Annotated in this window: 17 protein-coding genes; 7 read left to right on the top strand and 10 right to left on the bottom strand. The window is 70.4% G+C overall.

Going from position 1 to position 22,734, the window contains the following annotated elements; genetic code table 11:
* Positions 1–76 precede the first annotated feature (76 nt).
* The 3 genes from ACWENQ_RS21920 to ACWENQ_RS21910 are packed head-to-tail and all read right to left on the bottom strand — an operon-like array spanning position 77 to position 3,365.
* The gene (locus tag ACWENQ_RS21920; protein ID WP_449917831.1) at positions 77–817 is read right to left on the bottom strand and encodes a succinate dehydrogenase/fumarate reductase iron-sulfur subunit; all 741 of its coding nucleotides are present in this window, start codon (positions 815–817) and stop codon (positions 77–79) included.
* On the bottom strand, positions 814–2,736 hold the full coding sequence (locus ACWENQ_RS21915; protein ID WP_354905792.1) for a fumarate reductase/succinate dehydrogenase flavoprotein subunit: 1,923 nt from the start codon (positions 2,734–2,736) through the stop codon (positions 814–816). Before ACWENQ_RS21915 ends, ACWENQ_RS21920 begins: the two co-directional genes overlap by 4 nt.
* Positions 2,733–3,365, bottom strand: a complete 633-nt coding sequence (locus ACWENQ_RS21910) for a succinate dehydrogenase cytochrome b subunit (RefSeq protein WP_354905978.1) — start codon at positions 3,363–3,365, stop codon at positions 2,733–2,735. Before ACWENQ_RS21910 ends, ACWENQ_RS21915 begins: the two co-directional genes overlap by 4 nt.
* A gap of 281 nt (positions 3,366–3,646) precedes the next feature.
* Between ACWENQ_RS21910 and ACWENQ_RS21905 the strand changes: the two genes are divergently transcribed.
* The 7 genes from ACWENQ_RS21905 to ACWENQ_RS21875 all read left to right on the top strand — a co-directional run bounded on the left by ACWENQ_RS21905 (position 3,647) and on the right by ACWENQ_RS21875 (position 11,263).
* Entirely contained in the window at positions 3,647–4,600 is a 954-nt protein-coding gene (locus tag ACWENQ_RS21905; RefSeq protein WP_449917835.1) for a LysR family transcriptional regulator, read from the top strand.
* Position 4,601: 1 nt separating this feature from the next.
* Complete coding sequence (locus ACWENQ_RS21900; RefSeq protein WP_452415835.1) at positions 4,602–5,729, top strand: PP2C family protein-serine/threonine phosphatase; 1,128 nt, start codon at positions 4,602–4,604, stop codon at positions 5,727–5,729.
* Positions 5,730–5,734: 5 nt separating this feature from the next.
* Positions 5,735–7,246: a sensor histidine kinase gene (locus ACWENQ_RS21895; RefSeq protein ID WP_452415834.1), complete on the top strand. Its 1,512-nt coding sequence runs from the start codon at positions 5,735–5,737 to the stop codon at positions 7,244–7,246.
* Entirely contained in the window at positions 7,246–7,674 is a 429-nt protein-coding gene (locus ACWENQ_RS21890; RefSeq protein ID WP_449917844.1) for a response regulator, read from the top strand. Before ACWENQ_RS21895 ends, ACWENQ_RS21890 begins: the two co-directional genes overlap by 1 nt.
* Before the next feature lie 151 nt (positions 7,675–7,825).
* Entirely contained in the window at positions 7,826–8,611 is a 786-nt protein-coding gene (locus tag ACWENQ_RS21885; protein WP_449917846.1) for a hypothetical protein, read from the top strand.
* 25 nt (positions 8,612–8,636) lie between these two features.
* Complete coding sequence (locus tag ACWENQ_RS21880; RefSeq protein ID WP_449917847.1) at positions 8,637–10,514, top strand: fumarate reductase/succinate dehydrogenase flavoprotein subunit; 1,878 nt, start codon at positions 8,637–8,639, stop codon at positions 10,512–10,514.
* Entirely contained in the window at positions 10,511–11,263 is a 753-nt protein-coding gene (locus tag ACWENQ_RS21875) for a succinate dehydrogenase/fumarate reductase iron-sulfur subunit (protein WP_452415833.1), read from the top strand. Before ACWENQ_RS21880 ends, ACWENQ_RS21875 begins: the two co-directional genes overlap by 4 nt.
* 513 nt (positions 11,264–11,776) lie before the next feature.
* Here the strand turns inward: ACWENQ_RS21875 and ACWENQ_RS21870 are convergent.
* From ACWENQ_RS21870 to ACWENQ_RS21840, 7 genes are all read right to left on the bottom strand, one after another.
* Positions 11,777–13,153, bottom strand: a complete 1,377-nt coding sequence (locus ACWENQ_RS21870; protein ID WP_452415832.1) for a hypothetical protein — start codon at positions 13,151–13,153, stop codon at positions 11,777–11,779.
* Between the two features lie 75 nt (positions 13,154–13,228).
* Positions 13,229–13,537, bottom strand: a complete 309-nt coding sequence (locus tag ACWENQ_RS21865; RefSeq protein WP_449917851.1) for a hypothetical protein — start codon at positions 13,535–13,537, stop codon at positions 13,229–13,231.
* A gap of 2,207 nt (positions 13,538–15,744) precedes the next feature.
* Positions 15,745–16,134 carry a (deoxy)nucleoside triphosphate pyrophosphohydrolase gene (locus ACWENQ_RS21860; RefSeq protein ID WP_354905774.1) on the bottom strand — a complete coding sequence of 130 codons (390 nt, stop codon included), beginning with the start codon at positions 16,132–16,134 and terminating at the stop codon, positions 15,745–15,747.
* Between the two features lie 95 nt (positions 16,135–16,229).
* Complete coding sequence (locus ACWENQ_RS21855) at positions 16,230–17,321, bottom strand: NlpC/P60 family protein (RefSeq protein WP_452415831.1); 1,092 nt, start codon at positions 17,319–17,321, stop codon at positions 16,230–16,232.
* Positions 17,318–17,959 carry a hypothetical protein gene (locus ACWENQ_RS21850; RefSeq protein ID WP_449917856.1) on the bottom strand — a complete coding sequence of 214 codons (642 nt, stop codon included), beginning with the start codon at positions 17,957–17,959 and terminating at the stop codon, positions 17,318–17,320. Before ACWENQ_RS21850 ends, ACWENQ_RS21855 begins: the two co-directional genes overlap by 4 nt.
* A 2-nt stretch (positions 17,960–17,961) precedes the next feature.
* Entirely contained in the window at positions 17,962–20,217 is a 2,256-nt protein-coding gene (locus ACWENQ_RS21845) for a type IV secretion system protein (protein WP_452415830.1), read from the bottom strand.
* On the bottom strand, positions 20,214–22,688 hold the full coding sequence (locus ACWENQ_RS21840; protein ID WP_354905767.1) for an ATP-binding protein: 2,475 nt from the start codon (positions 22,686–22,688) through the stop codon (positions 20,214–20,216). Before ACWENQ_RS21840 ends, ACWENQ_RS21845 begins: the two co-directional genes overlap by 4 nt.
* Positions 22,689–22,734 lie beyond the last annotated feature (46 nt).

Genomic DNA, 22,734 nt, shown 5'->3' with positions numbered 1-22,734 from the left:
CACCCGTCACAGCGGTACCGCGGGAAACACGGCGGGCCGTACCCCCGCCCAGGGAGGTACGGCCCGCGTGACGGCGCTACTTGGCGTTGGCCTTCAGGTAGTCGGCGTTCATCCTGGCGATGGTGTCCAGCGGGATGCCCTTCGGGCAGACCGCCGTGCACTCGCCGGTGTTGGTGCAGCCGCCGAAGCCCTCGGCGTCCATCTGGTCGACCATGGCCCTGGCGCGGCTGACGCGCTCGGGCTGGCCCTGCGGCAGCAGCGACAGGTGGGTGATCTTCGCCGCGGTGAACAGGGAGGCCGAGCCGTTCGGGCAGGCCGCCACGCACGCGCCGCAGCCGATGCAGGTCGCCGCGTCGAAGGCGGCGTCGGCGTCCTCCTTGCGCACCGGCAGGCTGTGCGCGTCCGGGGCGGAGCCGGCCGGGACGGAGACGAAACCGCCCGCCTGGATGATGCGGTCGAACGCCGAACGGTCGACGACCAGGTCCTTCACCACGGGGAACGGCGCGGCGCGCCACGGCTCGATGGTGATGGTGGCGCCGTCCTCGAAGTGGCGCATGTGCAGCTGGCACGTCGTGGTGGCGACCTGCTCGCCGTGCGCCACGCCGTTGATCACCATGCCGCACATGCCGCAGATGCCCTCGCGGCAGTCGTGGTCGAAGGCGATCGGGTCGTCACCCGACAGGATCAGCTGCTCGTTGACGACGTCGAGCATCTCCAGGAAGGACATGTCGGGCGAGACGTCCTTGGCCAGGTAGGTCACCAACCGACCAGCGTCGCCGGGACCGCTCTGGCGCCAGACCTTGAGGGTCAGGTTCACTTGTAACTCCGCTGGCTCATCTTGACGTACTCGTACTCGAGCGGTTCCTTGTGCAGCACCGGACCGTCGGCGCTGTGCTCCCACGCCGACACGTGCGCGAAGTTCTCGTCGTCGCGCAGCGCCTCACCGTCGGCGTCCTGCGACTCGGCGCGGAAGTGACCGCCGCACGACTCGGTGCGCACCAGCGCGTCGAGGCACATGAGCTCGGCCAGGTCGAAGAAGTCGGCCACCCGGCCGGCCTTCTCCAGCACCTGGTTGAGCTCCTCGGCGGTGCCGGAGACCTTGACGTTGCGCCAGAACTCCTCGCGCAGCGACGGGATCAGCTCCAGCGCCTTGCGCAGGGACTCCTCGGTGCGCTCCATGCCGCAGTAGTCCCACATGATCTTGCCGAGCTCCCGGTGGAAGGAGTCGGGCGTGCGGGTGCCGTTGATCGACAGCAGCTTGTCGATCTTCGTGCGGACCTTGATCTCGGCCTCGGCGACGGCCTCCTCGTCGACCTCGCCGAAGGGGCCGTCGGCCAGGTAGTCGCCGATGGTGGTCGGCAGCACGAAGTACCCGTCGGCCAGGCCCTGCATCAGCGCCGACGCGCCCAGGCGGTTGGCGCCGTGGTCGGAGAAGTTGGCCTCACCGATCACGAACAGGCCGGGGATGGTGGACTGCAGGTCGTAGTCCACCCACAGGCCGCCCATCGTGTAGTGGACGGCGGGGTAGATGCGCATCGGCACGTCGTAGGGGTTCTCGCCGGTGATGCGCTCGTACATCTCGAACAGGTTGCCGTACTTCTTGCCGACGGCGTCGCGCCCGAGGCGGTTGATCGCGTCGCGGAAGTCGAGGTAGACGCCCAGCCCGCCGGGGCCGACGCCGCGGCCCTCGTCGCAGACGTTCTTGGCGGCGCGGGAGGCGATGTCACGCGGCACCAGGTTGCCGAAGGCGGGGTAGATCCGCTCCAGGTAGTAGTCGCGCTCGTCCTCGGGGATCTCCCCGGGAGCCCGCGTGTCGCCCTTGGCCAGCGGCACCCACACGCGGCCGTCGTTGCGCAGCGACTCCGACATCAGCGTCAGCTTCGACTGGTACTCGCCGGAGACCGGGATGCAGGTGGGGTGGATCTGCGTGTAGCACGGGTTGGCGAAGTAGGCGCCCTGCTCGTGCGCCCGCCAGATCGCGGTGGTGTTGCAGCCCTTGGCGTTCGTCGACAGGTAGAAGACGTTGCCGTAGCCGCCGGTGGCCAGCACGACCGCGTCGGCCACGTGGCGTTCGATCTCGCCGGTCACCATGTCGCGGACGATGATGCCGCGCGCCTTGCCGTCCGAGACGATCAGCTCGAGCATCTCGTGCCGGGTGAACATCTGCACGGTGCCCGCCGCGACCTGCCGTTCCAGCGCCTGGTAGGCGCCGAGCAGGAGCTGCTGGCCCGTCTGCCCGCGCGCGTAGAAGGTGCGGGAGACCTGCGCGCCGCCGAAGGAGCGGGTGTCGAGCAGCCCGCCGTACTCGCGGGCGAACGGCACGCCCTGCGCGACGGCCTGGTCGATGATGTTCACCGACACCTGGGCCAGCCGGTAGACGTTGGACTCGCGGGCGCGGAAGTCGCCGCCCTTGACCGTGTCGTAGAACAGCCGGTAGATCGAGTCGCCGTCGCCGCGGTAGTTCTTGGCGGCGTTGATGCCGCCCTGCGCGGCGATGGAGTGCGCGCGCCTGGGCGAGTCCTGGTAGCAGAAGGACTTGACGTTGTAGCCGAGCTCGCCGAGCGTCGCGGCGGCCGAGCCGCCCGCGAGGCCGGTGCCGACCACGATGACGTTCAGCTTGCGCTTGTTGGCCGGGTTGACCAGCTTGGCGCCGAACTTCCGCTTCTCCCAGCGCTCCTCGATCGGCCCGGAGGGCGCCTTGGCGTCCCTGATCTCGGGACCCTCGGTGTACTTCACTTCACCACTCCTGTCATGACCGCGAACGGCACCGCGAGGAAGCCGGCGACCAGTACGGCCGAGACCAGGGCGGCCACGGTGTTCAGCGGCTTGCGGCGGCGGCCGTTCGACCAGCCGAGCGTCTGGAACATGCTCCACAGGCCGTGGCGCAGGTGGAGGCCCACCATGACGACGGCCACGACGTAGAAGACGGTCACCCACCAGCGTCCGGGCTGGAAGCCGTCGACCAGCCGCTCGGAGGGGGCGGAGGAGAAACCGGCCGGGTTGACGACGCCGAAGGTCAGGTCGAGCAGGTGCCAGACGACGAACAGCGCGATCGTGATGCCGCCGAACCGCATGATGTGCGTGGTGTAGCCCTTGGCCTGCGACTTCTTGACCGCGTACTTCACCGGGCGGGCCTTGGCCGCGCGCCTGGCCAGCGAGATGGCCGCCCACATGTGCAGGACGACGCTGACGAACAGGACGGCCTCGGTGAGCGTCAGCACCGTCCGGTACGGCACCAGCGGCTCGCCCATGACGCGCAGGAAGTGCGCGTACTCGTCGAAGGAGGCCTTCCCCAGGAAGATCTTGAGGTTGCCCACCATGTGGAGCAGCAGGAACAGCACGAGAATGGCGCCTGTGACGGCCATCACGGCCTTCTTGCCGTTCGAGGAGCCCAGGAACCCGCCGGTCTTCTTGGGCGTTGAAGGCTTCGCCGGTGGCTGTGGTGCCTTGGCGGGGGTGGAAACCGGCGCGGTGGCGGATCCGCGCTCAATCGTGGCTGTCACAACGTCCGACGCTATTTACGCTGCGTTTATCCGTCCAAGTCATCACAGTTCTGGTTTCGATAGCCTCAGGCTATACATCCGGCAGAGGGGCGCTTGGCACCCGCTGCCGTGCGACCAATCTCACAACCCCTACGCTGTGGAAAGTGCAGCTCCAGCAGCTCGCCTACTTCGTCGCGGTGGCGGAGACGAGGCACTTCACCCAGGCCGCCGAGCGCATGCGTGTGGCGCAGCCGTCGCTGAGCAAGCAGATCAAGGCGCTGGAGTCGGAGCTGGGCGCCCCGCTGTTCTCCCGCGCGCGCGGCAACGTCACGCTGACCCCCGCGGGCGAGGCCCTGCTGCCGCTGGCGCGCCGGATGCTGGCCGACGCCGACACCGCCCGCCAGGAGGTGGCCGAGCTGGCCGGCCTCAGGAAAGGCCGCGTACGGCTCGGCGCCACGCCGTCGCTGTGCGCGGGCCTGCTGGCCGACGCGCTCGCTCGTTTTCATCGTGCTTATCCGGGCATCGAGTTGCTCGTGGAGGAGGGCGGCTCGCGCGACCTGGTCAGAGCGCTCGCCAGAGGGCAGCTCGACCTCTCGGTGATCATCATGCCGTTGCAGAGCGACGACCCGGCCCTGGTGACGGAGGAGGTCCTGCGTGAGAACCTGGTCGTCGCCGCACCGTCACACGAGCGGGTCCGCCGGCCGTACCTGCGGATCGAGGACCTGCGCGGGCGTCCCATGGTGATGTTCAGGCGCGGCTACGACCTGCGGGAGGCCACGCTGGCCGCCTGCCGGCAGGCGGGGTTCGAGCCGCGGTTCGCCGTCGAGGGCGGCGAGATGGACGCCGTGCTGCGCTTCGTCGAAGCCGGCTTGGGCGTGGCGGTGGTGCCCTCCATGGTGCTGGACGGCAGGCCGGGCCTGACCGGCATCCCCCTCGCCCCTCCCGGCCTGCGCCGTACGATCGCGCTGGCGCATCGTAAGGACGTCGAACAGACCAGGGCCGCCCAGGCCTTCCGTGCCACCTTGCTCTTCTTCCTGGCCGAAGCGGAGCATGGCGGCGAACTCCCCCAAGGTGTCGAGCTCATCAGAGGTGTACGTGACAGCCCACGGCCTTCCTGAAATGCCGCCCCTGCTGCTGATCGAGGACGACCCTGGCGACGCGTTCCTGGTCGAGGAGCTGCTTCAGGAGGTGGAGAAGCCGCCGAAGATCACGTGGGCGCGCAGCATGGCCGAGGCGAAGGACCGCTTCAACCGCGACATCCAGTGCGTTCTTGTCGATCTCTCCCTCCCTGACGCCACCGGCATGGACGCGCTGCGCCATGTGCTGGCCATGGCGGCCGACGTGGCCGTGGTCGTGCTGACCGGCCTCAACGACGCGCACGTCGGCATCGCGGCCGTCGCAGAGGGCGCCGAGGACTACCTGGTCAAGCAGGACATCGACGCCCGCCTGCTGGCCAGGGCCATCCGCTACGCCATCGAGCGCAAGCGCGCCGACCTGGCCCACCAGCGGCTCATCCAGTCGGAGCTGATCCGCAGGGAGAACACCCGCCTGGAGCGCGGGCTGCTGCCGGTGCCGTTGCTGGAGCCCGGCGCGGTCGAGCACCGGACCCGCTACCGCCCGGGACGCCAGCGCTCGCTGCTGGCCGGCGACTTCTTCGACACCGTGCAGGGCCCCGACGGGGCGATCCACACCGTGGTCGGCGACGTGTGCGGACACGGGCCCGACGAGGCCGCGCTGGGGGTGGCGCTGCGCATCGCCTGGCGCACGCTGACGCTCGCGGGACGGCACGGCAACGACGCGCTCCAGACGCTCGACACCGTCCTCCGGCACGAGCGCAAGTCTCCCGAGATCTTCACCACCCTCTGCACCGCCACCATCGACCCCGGCCTGGCCCGCGCGACCATGCACCTGGTCGGCCACCCGCCGCCCGTGCTCATCCGAGGGGGTGAGATCGACGTCGTCAGGGGCGGCCCCTCGGGGCCGCCGCTCGGCATCTTCCCCGACGTGGAGTGGAAGGCCATCGACGTGCCGCTCGGCGACGCGTGGTCGCTGCTGGCCTACACCGACGGGCTGATCGAGGCCACCGTGGACGGCGGGCCCGACCTGCTCGGCACCGAGGGCCTGCTGGCGATCATCGCCGACCACGGCGGCATCGATCTCGACCGCCTCATCGAGAGCGTCACCGAGATCAACGGGGAGGTCCTGAGCGACGACCTCGCAGCCGTACTGATCACGAGGAAGGGCTGAGCCGCATGTCCGCGCTGCGCCCGCTCCCCGCCCCGAGGCCGCCCACGGGGTACGGCAGGCTGCCCATCGGGCGCTGGTTCCTGTTCGCCGCGATCGTCGGGCTGCTCGTCGTCGTCGCGGGCGCCACGGTGACGGTCAGCTCGCTCGGCCGGCTGTCCGACGCGCGCCACGAGGTGGTCGAGGTCGTCGATCCGACCATGCTGGCCACCCTCGACCTGGCCGGCGCGCTGGCGAGCCAGTGGGAGGCGGTCACCGACTTCGGCCTGACCGCCGACCCGCAGTACGCCGACGCCTACGAGCGGGCCCGCGCGAGCGAGGACAGGGCCGTCGCGCGCATCAACGGCCTGATGCCCGGACATCGGATCGACAGCATCACGCGGGCCGCGGCGGCCTGGCGGGCGGAGGTCGCCGAGCCGATTCTCAAGGGCAGAGCCTTGACCAAGGAGAGCGTCCAGGCCGACCGGGGCAGGTTCGACCAGGTGAGGTTCGCGCTGTCCGGCCAGCGCGCCGCCCTGAAGCTGCACCATGACAGCGGCGTCGGGCGCCTGACCGATCGGGCCAGGACGTTCGCCTTCGCCCTCGGCGTGCTGGCCGCCGTCCTGATCGGCCTGCTCGTGCTGATCGGCTTGATCGTCAGGCACATGGTGCTGCGCCCGGTGACCGAGCTGGCCGCGCAGGTCCGCGCGGTCGCCCACGGCGACTTCGACCACCCGCTGCGCGTCGACAGGCCCGCCGAGCTGGCGGAGCTGTCGGGCCACATCGACGCGATGCGGCGCAGGATCCTGTCCCAGTGGCGGCGGTCGGACGAGCAGGCGGAGGAGCTGAGGCGTTCCAACGGCGAGCTGGAGCAGTTCGCCTACGTGGCCAGCCACGACCTGCAGGAGCCGCTGCGCAAGGTGGCCAGCTTCACCCAGATGCTGGAGCAGCGCTACGGCGACCAGCTCGACGACCGGGCCAAGCAGTACATCTCCTTCGCCGTCGACGGCGCCAAGCGGATGCAGCTGCTCATCAACGACCTGCTGGACTTCTCCAGGGTGGGCAGGATCGGCGGCGAGAAGGTGCCGCTCGACGCCGCGCTGCCGCTCGACGCCGCGCTGGCCAACCTCGCCGCCCAGATCGAGGAGGCGGGCGCCGAGGTGACCTGCACCGGCCTGCCCGAGGTGACGGGCAACAGGAGCCAGCTCACCCAGCTCTTCCAGAACCTCGTCGGCAACGCCGTCAAGTTCCGGAGCGACGAGCCGCCCGTCGTGCACATCGCGGCCCGTGAGGCCGCCGACGGCATGTGGGAGTTCTCGTGCGCCGACAACGGGATCGGCATCGAGCAGAAGTACGCCGACCGGATCTTCCTGATCTTCCAGCGGCTCCACACCCGCGACCGCTATCCGGGCACCGGCATCGGGCTGGCACTGTGCAAGAAGATCGTGGAGTATCACGGCGGCCGGATCTGGGTGGACAATGACACCAGGCAGGGCCCCGGCACGACCGTGCGGTGGACCCTTCCGGGCAGGGGCGAGTGATGAACGTGCTGCTGGTCGAGGACGACCCCGGCGACGTCCTGCTGACCAGGGAGGCGTTCGAGCTCAACCGGGTGCGCAACACGCTCTACGTCGTCAGCGACGGCGAGGAGGCCATGGCCTTCCTGCGCCGGCAGGGCGCCTACACCGCCGCGCCCAGGCCCGACATGATGCTGCTCGACCTCAACCTGCCCCGCAAGGACGGCAGGGAGGTGCTGTCCGACGTCAAGAGCGACCCCGACCTGCGCAGCATTCCCGTCGTGGTCCTCACCACCTCCGAGGCGGAGGAGGACATCCTGCACAGCTACCGCCTCCACGCCAACGCGTACGTGACCAAGCCGGTGGATCTTCATCAGTTCGTCAGGGTCGTCCGGCAGATCGACGAGTTCTTCGTGAGCGTGGTTAAACTGCCCCCTAACGGGGATGGGTGACGGGAATCACAGCCAGGCATCGGAAAAGGTGAGTGATGCTTCTCACACAACCCGATGCCAGCGTCGTAACGTATCCCCCACCAATGCGCGAGAGGCGAGTGATTCCACCACCCTCGCAGCACCCATTCCGCGGGAGGTGGAGAGGTCCGCGATGACCCAGACGACCCCTGAACCCCAGGTCAGACGAGAGCGCGCCCGAATCACGGTGCGCACGTTGCGCACAGATCGATGGTGGATCGCCCCGCTTTTGACCTTTCTAGGGCTGATGTCCTTTCTGGTCTACGGTGTGTGGGCGATTCTCGACACCAGCTACTTCGTCGAGCCCTACATCGCACCATTCTCGTCGCCGTGCCTGGCGACCTCGTGTCACGAGGGGGCGAGGTTCCTCGGGCTGGCGCCGTTCGGCGACTGGTACACCCTGCCGCCGGGGCTGCTGATCCTCGGCCTGCCCGGTGGCTTCCGGCTCACCTGCTACTACTACCGCAAGTCCTACTACCGCTCGTTCTGGCTCTCGCCGCCGGCATGCGCGGTCCAGGAGCCGCACGGCAAGTACACCGGTGAGACCCGCTTCCCGCTGATCATCCAGAACATCCACCGCTACTTCTTCTACGCGGCGATCGTGATCGGCCTCGTGCTCGCCTACGACGCGGTGCTCGCGCTCGTCCACAAGCCGCTCGGGCTCGGCACCTGGATCCTCATCGGCAACGCGATCCTGATCAACCTGTACACGCTGTCGTGCCACTCCTGCCGGCACATCACCGCGGGACGGCTCAACCACTTCTCTCGCCACCCGCTGCGCTACAAGGCCTGGACGTTCGTCTCCAAGCTCAACGCCAAGCACCAGCCGCTGGCGTGGGCGTCGATGTTCTCGGTGATGGGCGCCGACTTCTACGTCCGCCTCGTGGCCAAGGGCATCATCACCTTCCCGTACGCGTAAGGACCCGGAACACGTGGGATCTCAAGTGGAAATCGAGCGTCACGAATACGACGTCGTCGTCATCGGCGCCGGCGGCGCGGGGCTGCGGGCCGCCATCGAGGCCCGCCAGCAGGGCAAGCGCACCGCGATCGTGTGCAAGTCGCTGTTCGGCAAGGCCCACACGGTCATGGCCGAGGGTGGCGCGGCGGCGGCCATGGGCAACGTCAACCCCGACGACAACTGGATGGTGCACTTCCGCGACACCATGCGCGGCGGCAAGTTCCTGAACAACTGGCGCATGGCCGAACTGCACGCCAAGGAGGCTCCCGACCGGGTGTGGGAGCTGGAGGCGTGGGGCGCGCTGTTCGACCGCACCAAGGACGGGAAGATCAGCCAGCGCAACTTCGGCGGCCACGAGTACCCGCGGCTCGCGCACGTGGGCGACCGGACGGGGCTGGAGCTGATCCGCACCCTGCAGCAGCGCGTGGTCGCCCTGCAGCAGGAGGACTACGAGAACCACGGCGACTACGAGGCCTACATCAAGGTGTTCGCCGAGTGCACGGTCACCCGGCTGCTCAAGGACGGCGACGCCGTCTCCGGCGCGTTCGGCTACTGGCGCGAGACCGGCAACTTCGTCGTCTTCGACGCCCCCGCCGTCGTGCTGGCCACCGGCGGCATCGGCAAGTCGTACGTGGTGACCTCCAACTCCTGGGAGTACACCGGCGACGGCCACGCCCTGGCCCTCCTGGCCGGCGCCAAGCTCATCAACATGGAGTTCATCCAGTTCCACCCGACCGGCATGGTGTGGCCGCCGTCCGTGCGCGGCATCCTGGTCACCGAGTCGGTCCGCGGCGACGGCGGCGTGCTGCGCAACTCGCTCGGCGAGCGGTTCATGTTCAACTACATCCCCGAGGTGTTCAAGGACAAGTACGCCACCACCGAGGAAGAGGGCGACCGCTGGTACACCGACCAGGCCAACAACCGCCGCCCTCCGGAGCTGCTGCCGCGTGACGAGGTGGCCAGGGCGATCAACTCCGAGGTGAAGGCGGGGCGCGGATCGCCGCAGGGCGGCGTGTTCCTCGACGTCTCCACCCGGCTGCCCGCCGCCGAGATCGTCAAGCGGCTGCCGTCGATGCACCACCAGTTCAAGGAGCTGGCCGACGTCGACATCACCGCCGAGCCGATGCAGGTGGGCCCCACCTGCCACTACATCATGGGCGGCGTCGAGGTCGACGCCGACACCGCCGCCGCGGCCGTACCGGGACTGTTCGCCGCCGGAGAGGTCTCCGGCGGCATGCACGGCTCCAACCGGCTGGGCGGCAACTCGCTGTCGGACCTGCTGGTGTTCGGCAGGCGCGCGGGCGCCGGCGCCGCCGCCTACATCGACTCGCTGAGCGCGCGGCCCACCGTGTCGCAGGAGAGCGTCGACAGCGCCAAGGCCGAGGCGATCGCCCCGCTCGAGCGCTCCGGCGAGAACCCCTACGAGGTCCACCACGAGCTCCAGCGGACCATGAACGACCTGGTCGGCATCATCAGGACGTCCTCGGAGGTCGCCGAGGCGCTCGAGGTCGTGGAGAAGCTGAAGGAGCGGGTCCACCTCGTCGGCGCGGCCGGCGGGCGCATCTACAACCCGGGCTGGCACCTCGCGCTCGACCTGCGCAACATGCTGCTCGTGTCCGAGTGCGTGGCCAAGGCCGCGCTGATGCGCGAGGAGAGCCGCGGCGGCCACACCCGCGACGACTTCCCCGGCATGAACGCCGAATGGCGGCGCAAGCTGCTGGTCTGCTCCGCCGCCGCCGACGGCTCGTCCGTCACCGTCGAGGAGAAGCAGCAGCAGCCGATGCGCCCCGACCTGCTGGCCCTGTTCGACCTGGCCGAGCTGAAGAAGTACCTCACCGACGACGAGTTGGACGGGATCGAATGAGTTACAAGGCGAAGTTCCGCGTCTGGCGCGGTGAGGGCGGCGAGGGCAAGCTCGAGGACTTCACCGTCGAGGTCAACGAGGGCGAGGTCGTCCTCGACATCATCCACCGGCTCCAGGCCACCCAGGCGCCCGACCTGGCCGTGCGCTGGAACTGCAAGGCCGGCAAGTGCGGCTCCTGCTCCATGGAGATCAACGGCAAGCCGAGGCTCGGCTGTATGACCCGCATGTCCACCTTCGAGGAGGACGAGACGATCACGGTCACACCGATGCGCACCTTCCCCGTCATCAAGGACCTGGTGTGCGACGTGTCGTTCAACTACCAGAAGGCCAGGGAGGTGCCGTCGTTCACGCCGCCGGCCGACGTGCGCCCCGGCGAGTACCGGATGCAGCAGGTCGACGTCGAGCGCTCGCAGGAGTTCCGCAAGTGCATCGAGTGCTTCATGTGCAACAACGTCTGCCACGTCATCCGTGACCACGAGGAGAACAAGCCGGCCTTCTCCGGGCCGCGCTTCCTCATGCGGATCGCCGAGCTGGACATGCACCCCTACGACGTGGCCGACCGCAAGGAGTCCGCGCAGAAGGACCACGGGCTCGGCTACTGCAACATCACCAAGTGCTGCACCGAGGTCTGCCCCGAACACATCAAGATCACCGACAACGCGCTGATCCCGCTGAAGGAGCGCGTGGTCGACCGCAAGTACGACCCGCTGGTCTGGCTCGGCAGCAAGATCTTCAAGCGCCAGGGCTGACCCCACCGGCCCCTCCAGGACCGCCCGGCCATCCGGGCGGTCCCCACCCGGCCCCTCCTCGCATCCACCGGGCACCGGACTTATCGGATACGGCGCGCTCCGCATCCATCCGGTACAGCGGGCCTCTCGGCTCCTTCCAGTACAGCAGGCTCCTCGGCTCCTTCCGGTACGGCTGCCGCCGGGTCACGCGCCGACCGCCGTCGTGGGCTCGCCCCCGTCACCGTGCGCTCCTCCAGCAGGACTTCGCCTCCCACCGCCACGGCGCCCCGTCAGGCGCACACCGGGGCCACGCACCGACCCACCCGGCAAGCCCGTCAGGCACCCGCTGGGACCCGACGTACGCTCGCGTCATCCCCGGCAGGCCGTCCACACCCGCCGAGCCGACCATGTGGAGAACCATCACACGGCGATCCAGTGACCGATCACCCCCGGCAGGCCGTCACACGCTCGCTGAGCCCCGAGCGCCCTTCAAGCGGTCGCCAGGCGCACGGGCCGGTCCGGGTCTGTGGCCGGTCAGAACTCGCGGTGGTCGTCGATGTCGCGCAGGGGAAGGATCGCCGTGCGGTCCTCGGCCGCGGGAGCGGCGTCGTCGAGCTTCCAGGGCTCGGCGTCGCCCGCCTCGACGATCGTCGGGCCACCCGCCTGACCCTTGTGGTGCGGATCGTCGTAGGGCGCGTCACCGCCCGGCGGGATGTCGCCGAGCGACGGCTGGTCCGGCGGAACCAGCGGCTCGAACAGGTCGCGGTACTGCGGCTGCTGCCCCGGCGCCAGGTCAGGAGGCAGCGGGTCGTCGCCGGCCACGTGGAACTCGCGCGGCTTGAAGGCGTCGAAGTCGCCGGCCGGCTGGTCGTGGCTCTCCACGGACTCGGGCTGGACGTACTCCGGCTGGGTGTACTCCGGCTGGGTGTACTCGGGGTGCGGGTATTCCTGCTGGGCGTACTCGGGGTGCGGGTACCCGGGCTGCGGGTGCCCCGCCTGCGCGGAGTAGTCGGCCGTCGGACCCGGCTGGCCGTACATCGACGGGTCCTGCGGGAACGGGTGCTGGTAGACCGGCTGGTACTGGGCGGGACCGCCCGGGTAGGTCTGCACCGGCACGAAGCTGATGATCGGCGCGTAGGCCGGGACAGGGCCCGCGAAACCGGGTCCGGCCGGGTAGCCACCATACGGCTCGGCGGCGGGCTCGCCCCGGTGGTGTCCTGGCTGCTGCGGCCCGGCCCTGCGGACGGCGGCGGCGTGGGCCATCCTGCGCAGCCGTCCCTCGAAGATGAGCACGGCGAACAACGCGAGCAGGACCAGCACCAGCGCGGGGATGCCGAGCTTGCGGCTGAGCGTGGTCTGGTCGTACTCCGGTGCGGCGTTGCGCACCACCAGTTCCTCGGAGTCGGAGACGGCCGTCGTGGGCTCGCTCGGCGCCTGCGAGGGCGTGTCGTCCTGCACGGTCGGGAAGGAGAACGTCGGCGTCTCCTCGGCGGTGTCCGCGGGGGCCGACGGCACGCTCACGTCCGTCGAGGGCACCACCGGCGGCGGCTGCTGGACGGGCGGAGCCTGCGTCGCCGGCGGCTTGGCCGTGGTCTTCTCGGGCTCGGGCGCCTTGCTGGTCTTCGTCGGCGACGGCGTCACCGTGGTCGTCACGGTCGTGACGGGATCGGTCGGCGTAGGCGTCGGCGTCGGCGACCCGAGCGTGGTGGTGATCGTGACCGTGGTGACGACCTCGGTCGGCTCGCAGGCCTCACCCGCGTCACACGGCGGGATCGCGTCTCCCGGGTCGCGTGCCACGACCGACGCGCTGGCGACCTGGCTGATGAGGGGGACCGCCGCGAGCACGACGCCGCCGCTGATCCCTAAGGAGAGCAGCAGGGCGGAGACGGCCGTCAGTCGCCTGGGTGCCACCGCTGCCCTCCGCGCATTCCCGAAACCTTGGTCAACGAGAATACTAGGACGGTAAATGTCAGCGCAAAGTCCGATTTACGACATCGGCTGTGATTTCCTGACACCGCGGCTCCGCTGGGCCCGCGCGACGCCCCACAACGCGGCGAGCAGCACCAGAATGCCGCCCCCCACGTACGGCAGGCCGTTCAGCCCTGTGGTGAGATCGGTCCTCCTCGCGGCCTGCGGCTTCGCGGGCGAGACGGCGAGTTCGCGGGCCAGCGGCGCCGCCATGACGGACGGCGAGCTCGCCGCCGACTGTTCGGGCGCGACCTGCGGAAGGCGCAACGCCGATCCACCCGACGCCTGCTGCGCCTCCTGCGCCCCGGTCAGCGCCGCGTCGGTCATCGGCGTCGCCTCCGCGGCCCACCGGCTCGTCGCGGGGGCCTTGACCCCGGTGGCCGGACTCTTCGTCCCCGTGCCACGAGACTGAACGCCAGCGGAAGCCTTCGTGCCCGTGGCCGGAGACCGGACACCAGTGGCAGGAGTCTTCGACCCCGTCACCGAAGACCGAACGCCGGTCGCCGGAGCCTTCGACCCCGTCACCGGAGACCGAACGCCGGTCGCGGGGGTCTTCGTGCCCGTGGCCGGGGACCGGACGCCGGTCGCCGGAGTCTGAACCCCGGTGGCGAGAGACCGCACCCCGCTGGTGGGCGTCTGAATCCCCGTGACGGGAGACTGCACGCCGCTGCCGGAAGACCGGGTGGCCGGGAGCTGCAGCCCGGTGGCGGCAGGCAGGGCGCCCGTGGCAGGCGCCTTGACGCCCGTCCTCGGAAGCCTCCTGCCCGTCACAGCCCTGGACCTGGGAAGCCGCATACCTGTCGCAGACGACCGCGCGCTCACCCCCGGCGGCTGGACCCCGGTCGCAGGCGACTGGACCCCGGCCCCGGTCACGGGCGACCGAGCTCCGGTCACGGGCGACCCAACTCCGGTCACGGGCGGCTGAACGCCCGTCGCAGGCGACTGAACTCCGGTCACGGGCGGCTGAACCCCGGTCACGGACGGCTGAACGCCCGTCACGGACGGCTGAACACCGGTCATGGCCTGGGCTCCGACCCCGGCAGGGTGGGGCAGGGTTCTGGGCTGCCGGGTCGCCTCCCCCGCGCTCCACGCCGTCGTGCCCCTGCCGCCGTCGTCGACGCGGCGCACCGGTCCACCCCGGACACCGCCATCCGCCCCCTGGGCCTGGGCGCGCGAGTCCGCGCCCCCGCCCGCGCCCTCGGACACCTCCGGCAGTTCGGCGGCCTGCGCAGGCCGCGCGTCACCGGGAGCGAGCAACATCGGGCGCGGATCGACGGATCCGGGCGAGGGATGCCGCACCGGACGCGGCTCGGCGAAGCCCGCCAGCGGGTAGTTGACCGGGCGCGGCTCGGCGAACCACGGCAGCGGGTTCGCCGAGCGCGGTCCGGCTGGCCCTGGTGCCGGGTAGTTCCTCGGACGCGGCTCAGCGGCCCCTGATGCCGGATAGTTCGCCGGGCGCGGCTCAGCGGACGCCTGCGCCGGGTAGCTGCCCGGGCGCGAGGCAGCGGACGCCTGCGCCGGTACGTTCCCCGGGCGCGAGTCGGCGGACGCCTGCGCCGGGCGCGACTCGGCGGACGCCGGCGGGACGTTCCCCGAGCCCGACTCGGCCGATCCCGGCGCCGGGTAGTTCGCCGGGCGCGGCTGGGCGAACAGGGGCACGGGGTAGTTCGCGGGACGCGGCTCCGCGAAGACCGGCAGCGGATAGTTCGCGGGACGCGGTTCGGCGAACATGGGGACGGGATAGTTCGCCGGGCGCGGCTCGGCGAACCACGGCAGCGGCAGCGAAGCGACCGGGATCGTGGTCGTCTTGGTGACCCGCTCCGGAACGCCGTCGGCGCCTTGTCGTGCCTGCGCCTCCGCGGTCAGCACGACCTCTCTCGCACCCTCGGGCACGGTGAGCCTGACATCGGCCGCCCGTTCTCCCTGGGCGTCCCCGAACCGGCACATCCCCGCATCGGCCCCCGCGGAGCCCGTGCCTCCCGCACCGGTGGAACCCCCACCGGTGGAACCCGCACCCGGCGCGGCATCCGCAGAGACCGAGCCCGCCGGAGACCCTGCGCCTCCGGCCGAGCCCGCACCGTCGACGGCCGACCCCGCGCCGGGCGCGGCGTCCGCTCCTCCGGTGACGGCGTCAGCTCCGGTGGCGGGCGACGCGGCGCACGTCACCTGCGACAGCGCCCGCGCCGGCTGGGCCGTGACCGCCAGACTGGTGTCCTGTGCCGGACCTTCCACGGCCACCCTGAAGCGCAGCACATCACCGGTTCGCAACCATCGACCCACGTCCGGATCGGCCACCCGCTCCACTCTGAGCTCGATCAGCCCTTCGCGGGAAACCCCCGCAGAAGGTACCTCGATCTCTGAAGCCTCGACCGCCGACGTCGTGGCCGTGGTCGCCAAGATCAGCGCCCCTGATCCGACAGCCGACGCTATCTGGGCACGACGCCACCAACTCACTGCGCTTCTCCGCTTTTCCCCCGAGACGGGACGCGCCAACAAATACACTGCGTAGTGGTTATGTCACGCAGTGGAGTGGATTAATCCTCTCGCAGCAGAGTCTCCACAACCTTGACCACCGGAAGATCGGCCGCCAGCCACGGCACGTCGTAGAACTCCTCCGGCGCGAGCCAGCGCAGCGCCAGGTGCTCCTTGGTCTGGGGCGTGCCGGAGACCAGCGACGCCAGCCACACCCGCATCACGTAGTCGTCGCCGAGCGGCCAGTCGCCGCCCACGCGCTCGCCGACCCGGATGATCACGCCGAGTTCTTCGTGACACTCCCTGACCAGCGCGTCGATGTCGTTCTCCCCTTCGTCGACCTTGCCTCCGGGGAACTCCCAGCCGCCCGCCAGCTCGGGTGGCTCTGCTCGCTGCGCCGCCAGCAACCTGCCGTCGGCGATGATCGCCGCGCCCACCACCAGAACCGCCATCGCATCTCCTTGCCTTCGAGCCTCCCAACCTTACGCATCCGCCCCTGCGCCGGGGCAGGGGACGGAAGGCCAACGGTTGGTGAAGGATCACAGTGCTACAACACGGGGGTGAGCTTGGCCAGTTGCTCCTTGACGGCCGGGTTCTCCAGCGGCCTGGTGAATCCGACGATGGCGTCCCTGCCCCGATAGCTGGTGACCTTGATCGGGCCGCACAACCGGCAGCGCGCCTCGACCATCTTCCCCTTCGACACCACCATCCCGACGTGTCCGGGATTGTCGGCGCTGGTTCCTGGCCCCGCGTTGAAGAAGACGAGATCGCCGGGCTGCTCCTGCCCGTCGGGCACCTTCACCCCGAACGGCCACTGCCCGAACGTCGTCCTGGGGATCGTCAGCCCCACGCTCCGGTAGGCCATGTAGATGATGCCGGAGCAGTCGAAGGCGTCGGGCCCGGTGCCGCCCCACAGGTACGGCTTGCCGCGCTGGTCGAGCGCGTAGGCGAGGATCCTCGCCACCACGCCGCTCGGCGCCGCCTCGATGAGCGGTTCGTCGCATCCGGCGTCGGCCTGCGGCGGCACCTTGACCTCGCCGTCGGCGGCGTACTTGCGCGCGATCTCCTCGACCTGGTCGACGTACCACCACGCCCGGTTGTAGACGAACAGCGACCGCCGCACGTTCTCCGGGGCCCCGTTGCGCTTGAGCATCGTGGCAGCGCCCAGGATGGCGTCGGCCGGGTTGTAGATGTCGGCCCAGCCGTCGCCGTCGCCGTCCGAGGCGTACCCGTTGAACTCCGACGGGATCGGGATGCGCTTTGCCCCGCCCCACGTACTCACCAGGAACTGCATCGGCCCGGCGGCGCCGGCGTAGTTGGTGCCGCTCTGCACGCCGGGCAGCGTGGAGCGGCCGTGGTCGGTCTCGCGCTTGCCCACGGCCGCCAGAATCGTCCACTGGACGCCCACCTGCTTGCCGAACTTCTGGTAGAGCGCCAGGTAGTCGGGGGGAATGTCGGCTGTCGCCCCTTCCGAGGCTGGTTCGTCCGCCTGCGTGATCTCCTCGCAGTCGGAAAGACTGCCGTCACTGATGAAGGAGGGGAAGCTGGTCATCAGCATCGGGGACATGATCAGCGTCACCAGTACCAGCCCGGCGAGCCCGAGCGCCCCGACGATTTTCGTGCGGGAGGAGAACTTCACCCGGAGCTGTCTCCGTCCTGTCCCTGGTCGGCGGGCTGCAGGTCGAAGACCCGCCAGTCGGAGCCCATCTGTTGCACGGTCACCGCGTAGTCCTCGTCGCGCCTGGTCGACCCGCTCTTGGCCGACACCTGCCTGGTGCCGGTGACGACGAAGACGATGGAGGTCCTGTCGACCTGCCTGATCTCCTTGACCTTCGCGGTCGCCTGCGAGACCACCTGATCGGTCCTGTTCGCCTCGACGGTGCCCGGCGAGGTGACGGTCCGCGTCAGCACCTCGGCCAGGTCGGCGGTGGTGAACACCTTTAGCCGGTCGGCGTAGGCGGCCGGTTCCTCGTCGTAGCGGAAGCTGCCGTAGGCGGCGGCGAAGCGCACGGCCAGGTCCGCCGCCGCGGCCAGCTCCTGCTTGGTCATCGGAAGGTAGGAGTAGATGTCGAAGGGCGCGTCGCTCGCCGTGGCCAGCGGGGTGACGGCGGCGGGCGCCGCCGAGGCCCCGGACCCCGTACGGCCCGCCGCCTCCTGACCGGCGGCGGGCACGGGCTCGTCCGAGGTGGGCCACATCGTGACGAAGAGCCCGACCGCCGCCAGCACCAGCACGATCGCGGCGAAGGCCAGCCCTCTCCTGTCACCCAGCTGTGCCATCGTCAATCCTTGTCGGAGCTGTTGGGTCGCAGCCAGAACGGCACGGGCGGCTCGTCGCTCCTGCCCTCGCTCTTACGGCTGGGCAGCCACAGCGGCGGCGGCTCAGCCGAACGGGCCTGCGGGGCCTCGGCCGGACGCCCGCCACCGGACGAGCCGATCGGACCGCGCCCGGCCGGCGAGCCCGACGACCCGCGCGACGAGGACGAGCCGCGCGAGCCCGACGAGCCACGCGAAGAGGACGAGCCCGAGCCACCTCCGAACAGGCCACCGGACGAGCGGACGCCGCGGCCCGAGCGTGAGCCGCCTGCCGTACCGCTGGAGCCGCCCGTGGCGGCCCAGCCGCCGCCCGACCTGCTGCCGAACCAGCCGGATCCGCGGGAACCGCCGGAGCCGCCGGTCCTGGACCCACCGGAGGTGGCCGCGCCGGATCCGGTGCCGGATCCGGCGCCGGCGGACAGGGCGGACGAGACGCCGCCGGTGCCCGTGCGGGTGGGCGGGGTGGCGCGGCCGCCCGAGCCGAGGTTGAGCGGGGGTGCCGCGCCGGTGCGCTGCGCGGCGGCGGGCCTGGCGCCCGCCTTGCCTTCGGCGTCGGTGGCCAGCGGCGCGGGCACCCTGGTGCCGGCCTGCGCGTTGGCCGCCGCGCCCTCCTCGCCCCTGACCCTGCCCTGGGCGACGGCCGCGCCCACGGCCGTGGCCCCCGCGGTACTGCCCGCGGCGGCCGCCTGGATCAACGGTTCGGCCTTGCGCAGGCCCCAGCGTCCGGCCTTGGTGATGGCGACGGGCGGCAGCACGTTGGCGGCGCGTTCCAGGGTCGGCGCGGAGGCGGCCTCGCCGAGCATCCTGGTGGTGAGCGTGTGGCCGCTCATCGAGGCGAACAGGTGCTGGAACGGTCGCCGGTAGAAGAACACCGCGATCGTCAGCAGCGCCATGAACAGGATCTGGATGCCCCATGGCAGCGCCGTGGCCATGATCAGCGCGTAGCCGTACACCAGCACCCCGAGCACCAGCGCCAGCACGGCCTGTCTGAGCAGCATGCCGATCAGCATCTCGACCCAGCGCATCGCGATGATCCGGCCGCTGCCCGGATGGACGCCGATGAGCAGGAAGACCGGCCCCAGGATCAGCAACAGCAGGAAGCCGACCTTGAGCACCAGCAGCGAGACGGCCACCAGGAAGATCAGGAGCCCGGCGATGAGCGCGGCCAGCAGCGCGCCGATGGCGATGCCGAGCCTGCCGCTCCAGTCCTTGCCCTGGAACAGGAAGTAGATGGGCGTGGTGCGCAGCGGTTCGGCGATCTCGTTGTAGGCCGCCTGGTGGGCGGTGCTGCTGGGCGGCTGGCCCGCCTGTTCCTGTTTGTCGATCGCCTGGATGTCGAGGAGCTTGGCGCCGAAGTCGCGGATGACGGGCGCGTTCGGGTCGGAGGTGCCGAACTGGCCGACCAGCCACGGCCTGCACACCAGCGTGGACCACAGCGCGTCGGCGTTCTGGTCGACGCTCGGCACGCCGGTCCTGGCGTAGCCGCCCTCGACCGGCTTGTCGCCCTGCGCGCCCTTGGCCGGCAGGCACGAGGTCCCGCCCGCGCCGGGCAGCCCGGAGAAGGCCTGGTTGACCACCTCGGTGGTCTTGTCCGTGACGATCTTGCCGAGCCCGGTGAAGTCGCCGGGACGGCTGAAGAACCACACGGCCGCGGTGACCGCGATGACCATCCAGACGACGGCCTCGGTGGTGACCGACGCCCTGCGCCTGAACAGTCCGTACCAGGCCAGCCAGATGGCGGCCAGGATGATGATCGGCTGCAGGAAGGGCCAGTACATCGCGGCGGCGAGGTTCTCCACGATGTCGTCGACCACGTCCTTGATCGACTGCAGCGGGCCCTCGGTGGCCGCGGCCTGGTAGGTGGTGATCGTCAACCGGTCCACGGCCTTGGCCCAGTCGAAGATCATGTTCGCCCACGTGTTGCCGAGCACGGCCGCGACGTCGCTGCAGCCGAGCCCGTCGGTGTGCCAGAACAGGCCGGCCATGCCGTAACGGGCGTAGTTGGTCGTCGCCTGCGGCGCCGCCGCCGTACCCTCCGGCGGCGGCGGTTGCAGCAGGCCGTCGACACCGCTGTCGACGAGCTGCGGGGCGAGGTCGGGTGAAAGGTCACAGAACGGAGCGGCGGCGGCCGCCGTGCCCGAGGGCAGGGCGATGGGCAGCGCGACGATGCCGATGAGCAGCACCAGCGCCAACGTCAGCCGCCGACCTAGTCGGCCCTTCATGAACGTACCTCCTGGGCTCCGGTCACTCCCCCGCGAATCTGATCATGCACGTTCTCCCCGGGTTTGTCGTGCGTCGGGTTCGTGTCGAGCCACCTGAGCAGCTCGTCGGAGATCAGGTCTACGCCGATGCGGCCCGCTCTGCCATCGAGGTCACGGAAAATGCATTCCCCGTTGCCTAGCGACCGCAGCACGGCCTTGTGCTCCTCCGAGGCCTCCACGCCGAGCAGCGCCATGACGTGGCCGACCTCCACCCGTTCGGTGGAGCGGAAGGCGAAGACCGACGAGAGACAGTTGGTCACCTGCTCGTTGAGCAGGTCGCCCGCGTTCTGCGAGACCAGGACGAGCGCGGTGTTGCGGGAGCGGCCCATCCGGCTGACCTCGGGCACCAGCTTGGCGCCCTCGGGCGTGGAGGTGATCGCCCACGCCTCGTCGAGGAAGATGGCCTTGGGCGCGCGCCGGTCGAGGCCGTTCATCAACCTGCGGGCGAACTGCGAGACCAGGTAGAGCAGCGCCACCGACAGGCGTTGCTCGTAGGAGTAGTCGTCGCGCGCCGTGGTGGCGTCGGGCAGGGTGAGGCCGCCGAGCGTGAAGACGGTCGTCCAGCCCTCGCTGTCGATCTGCTCCCCGCCGGAGGCGTCGAAGCACAGCCTCGCCAGGTGCATCTCCGACATCGAGCGCAGCACGGCGCCGAGGTTCTTCGACGCCGCGTCGCCAGCCTGCTCCAGGAAGTCGACCACCTTGCCCAGCGAGGGGTCGGGCGCGTTGGAGACGGCCGCCACCGCCTGGATCATCGCCGACTCTCGCTCCTCCGACATGCGCGGCAGCAGCAGCCGCAGCGTCTCCGTGGCCATGGTCTTCTTGGCCGCGATGTCGTCGCCGAACGAGAACGGGTCGAGCAGGCCGGGCGCGGCCGACCCCAGCGGGATGATGCGGGCCTTGCGCTCGCGCTTCTGCAGCAGCCGCACCAGCGACTCGGCGTCGCCCTTGGGGTCGATCACCGCGACGGTGACCCCGCGCAGCGCCATCTGGTAGATCATCAGCAGCGCCAGCGTCGTCTTGCCGCCGCCGGGCTCGCCGGTGATCGCGATGGCCGTCGGCCGGTTGCGGGCGGCGGCCACCAGCGGGTCGAAGTGGACGATGCTGCGGGCGCGGCCCACCGTCTCGCCGATGTACGGGCCGTGCCAGCCGGCCTCGGTCTCGATCCGGTCGCCCAGGTCGACGGTCGCGGTCGCCATGCCACCGGCGATCGTGCGCAGCGGCTGGCGCTGGGCGTAGGCGTTGACCGTCACCTTCTCCCCCGGCAGCGCCTCGCAGAACAGCGAGAACTGGTCGCCCGTGGAGTTGACGATGTCGATGCCCATGTCGCGGTAGTGCTCGACGACCGCCTCGACACGCTGCAGGCAGATCTCCTCGGTCGGGGCGCTCACGATCAGCCGGTGCCAGCCGTAGACGAAGGGCAGGCGTTCCTTCGTGATGCCGTGCTCCAGCATGCGGGCCGCGTCGATCTGCTCGGCCAGCGCGATCGGCGCCTCCGCGCCGGCCTCACGGATGTGGATGTCCATGTCGCGGGCGTGGGCGAGCTTGCGGGCGACGTCCTTGGACGCCTTGACCGGCGGGATCAGCCGCATCCGGCTGGAGATCTCCACGGGGAAGGGCAGCTGGTCGGCGAAGTGCATCCACGGCTCGCCGTCCGGGAAGGGCATCAGGTCGGGGAAGCGGGCGAACGACAGGTGCGCCACGTAGGAGTCGCCCTGCGGCTGCGCGATGCGCAGGAACGACCTGCCGTTGTGGATCTGCCCCTCGACCAGCGACTCGATCTCGCCCCTGCCCCAGCGCCGCTTCGGGCTCGCGCTGGCCGGCGGGTCGCCGAGCGAGGCGGTCGCCGCGTGCCTGAACAGCCACGCCACCTCGCCCGAGGTCGCGTGGCGGGCGTAGAGGGCGCTGGAGGCCAGTGCCCGGCCGAGCCGTTCGGCCTGCTCGGTCCAGCGGGCGAGCTCGCCGTCGGGCACGTGGTCGTCCTCGAGCCCGAGCGCCTTCTCACTGCGCTGGTAGAACCCGAACAGCTGCGCCAGCACGCCCGCGCCGAGCTGGCGGCCGCGCGGGCCGAGCCGTACGCCGAGGTAGACCTCCTTCGACCAGAAGTCCTTCGCCCAGACGTGCCGGTACATCTCCTCCAGGTAGTCGCGCCAGCCGGGGCCCTCGTCGGAGGTGCCGTTCAGCGCCATCGCCCACTCGGCCGCGGGATAGGTGCGGTGCGCGACCCTGAGATGCACCTCGGCGTCCGGCATGCGGATCGCCGCCAGCGCGATCGTGATGTTGGTGGCCAGCGCCTCCCGCTCCTCCGGAGTGACGAACTCGTAGCTGACCGTCGGCAACCGGAAGTAGGCCCACGCGGAGCCCTCGGTGAGCAGGATGCGGTCGTCGAAGTATCGGACCGCCAGACGCTGGTGCGCCCGAGTCGCCCTGCTCATGCCGCCCCCTCCGCGCATGAGCCCCGCTGACCGGCAAGAAGCGTGC

The organism is Nonomuraea sp. NPDC004354, assembly GCF_053602555.1.
Note: the sequence above shows the minus strand (reverse complement) of the source record. Positions and strands in the feature narration are given on the sequence as shown.

Excerpts from the sequence above, each read along its gene's own strand:
- ACWENQ_RS21845 (WP_452415830.1), bottom strand. The coding sequence starts at position 20,217 with ATGAAGGGCCGACTAGGTCGGCGGCTGACGTTGGCGCTGGTGCTGCTC.
- ACWENQ_RS21850 (WP_449917856.1), bottom strand. The coding sequence starts at position 17,959 with ATGGCACAGCTGGGTGACAGGAGAGGGCTGGCCTTCGCCGCGATCGTG.
- ACWENQ_RS21910 (WP_354905978.1), bottom strand. The coding sequence starts at position 3,365 with ATGGCCGTCACAGGCGCCATTCTCGTGCTGTTCCTGCTGCTCCACATG.
- ACWENQ_RS21885 (WP_449917846.1), top strand. The coding sequence starts at position 7,826 with ATGACCCAGACGACCCCTGAACCCCAGGTCAGACGAGAGCGCGCCCGA.
- ACWENQ_RS21900 (WP_452415835.1), top strand. The coding sequence starts at position 4,602 with ATGCCGCCCCTGCTGCTGATCGAGGACGACCCTGGCGACGCGTTCCTG.
- ACWENQ_RS21890 (WP_449917844.1), top strand. The coding sequence starts at position 7,246 with ATGAACGTGCTGCTGGTCGAGGACGACCCCGGCGACGTCCTGCTGACC.
- ACWENQ_RS21860 (WP_354905774.1), bottom strand. The coding sequence starts at position 16,134 with ATGGCGGTTCTGGTGGTGGGCGCGGCGATCATCGCCGACGGCAGGTTG.
- ACWENQ_RS21840 (WP_354905767.1), bottom strand. The coding sequence starts at position 22,688 with ATGAGCAGGGCGACTCGGGCGCACCAGCGTCTGGCGGTCCGATACTTC.
- ACWENQ_RS21875 (WP_452415833.1), top strand. The coding sequence starts at position 10,511 with ATGAGTTACAAGGCGAAGTTCCGCGTCTGGCGCGGTGAGGGCGGCGAG.
- ACWENQ_RS21895 (WP_452415834.1), top strand. The coding sequence starts at position 5,735 with ATGTCCGCGCTGCGCCCGCTCCCCGCCCCGAGGCCGCCCACGGGGTAC.
- ACWENQ_RS21865 (WP_449917851.1), bottom strand. The coding sequence starts at position 13,537 with ATGACCGACGCGGCGCTGACCGGGGCGCAGGAGGCGCAGCAGGCGTCG.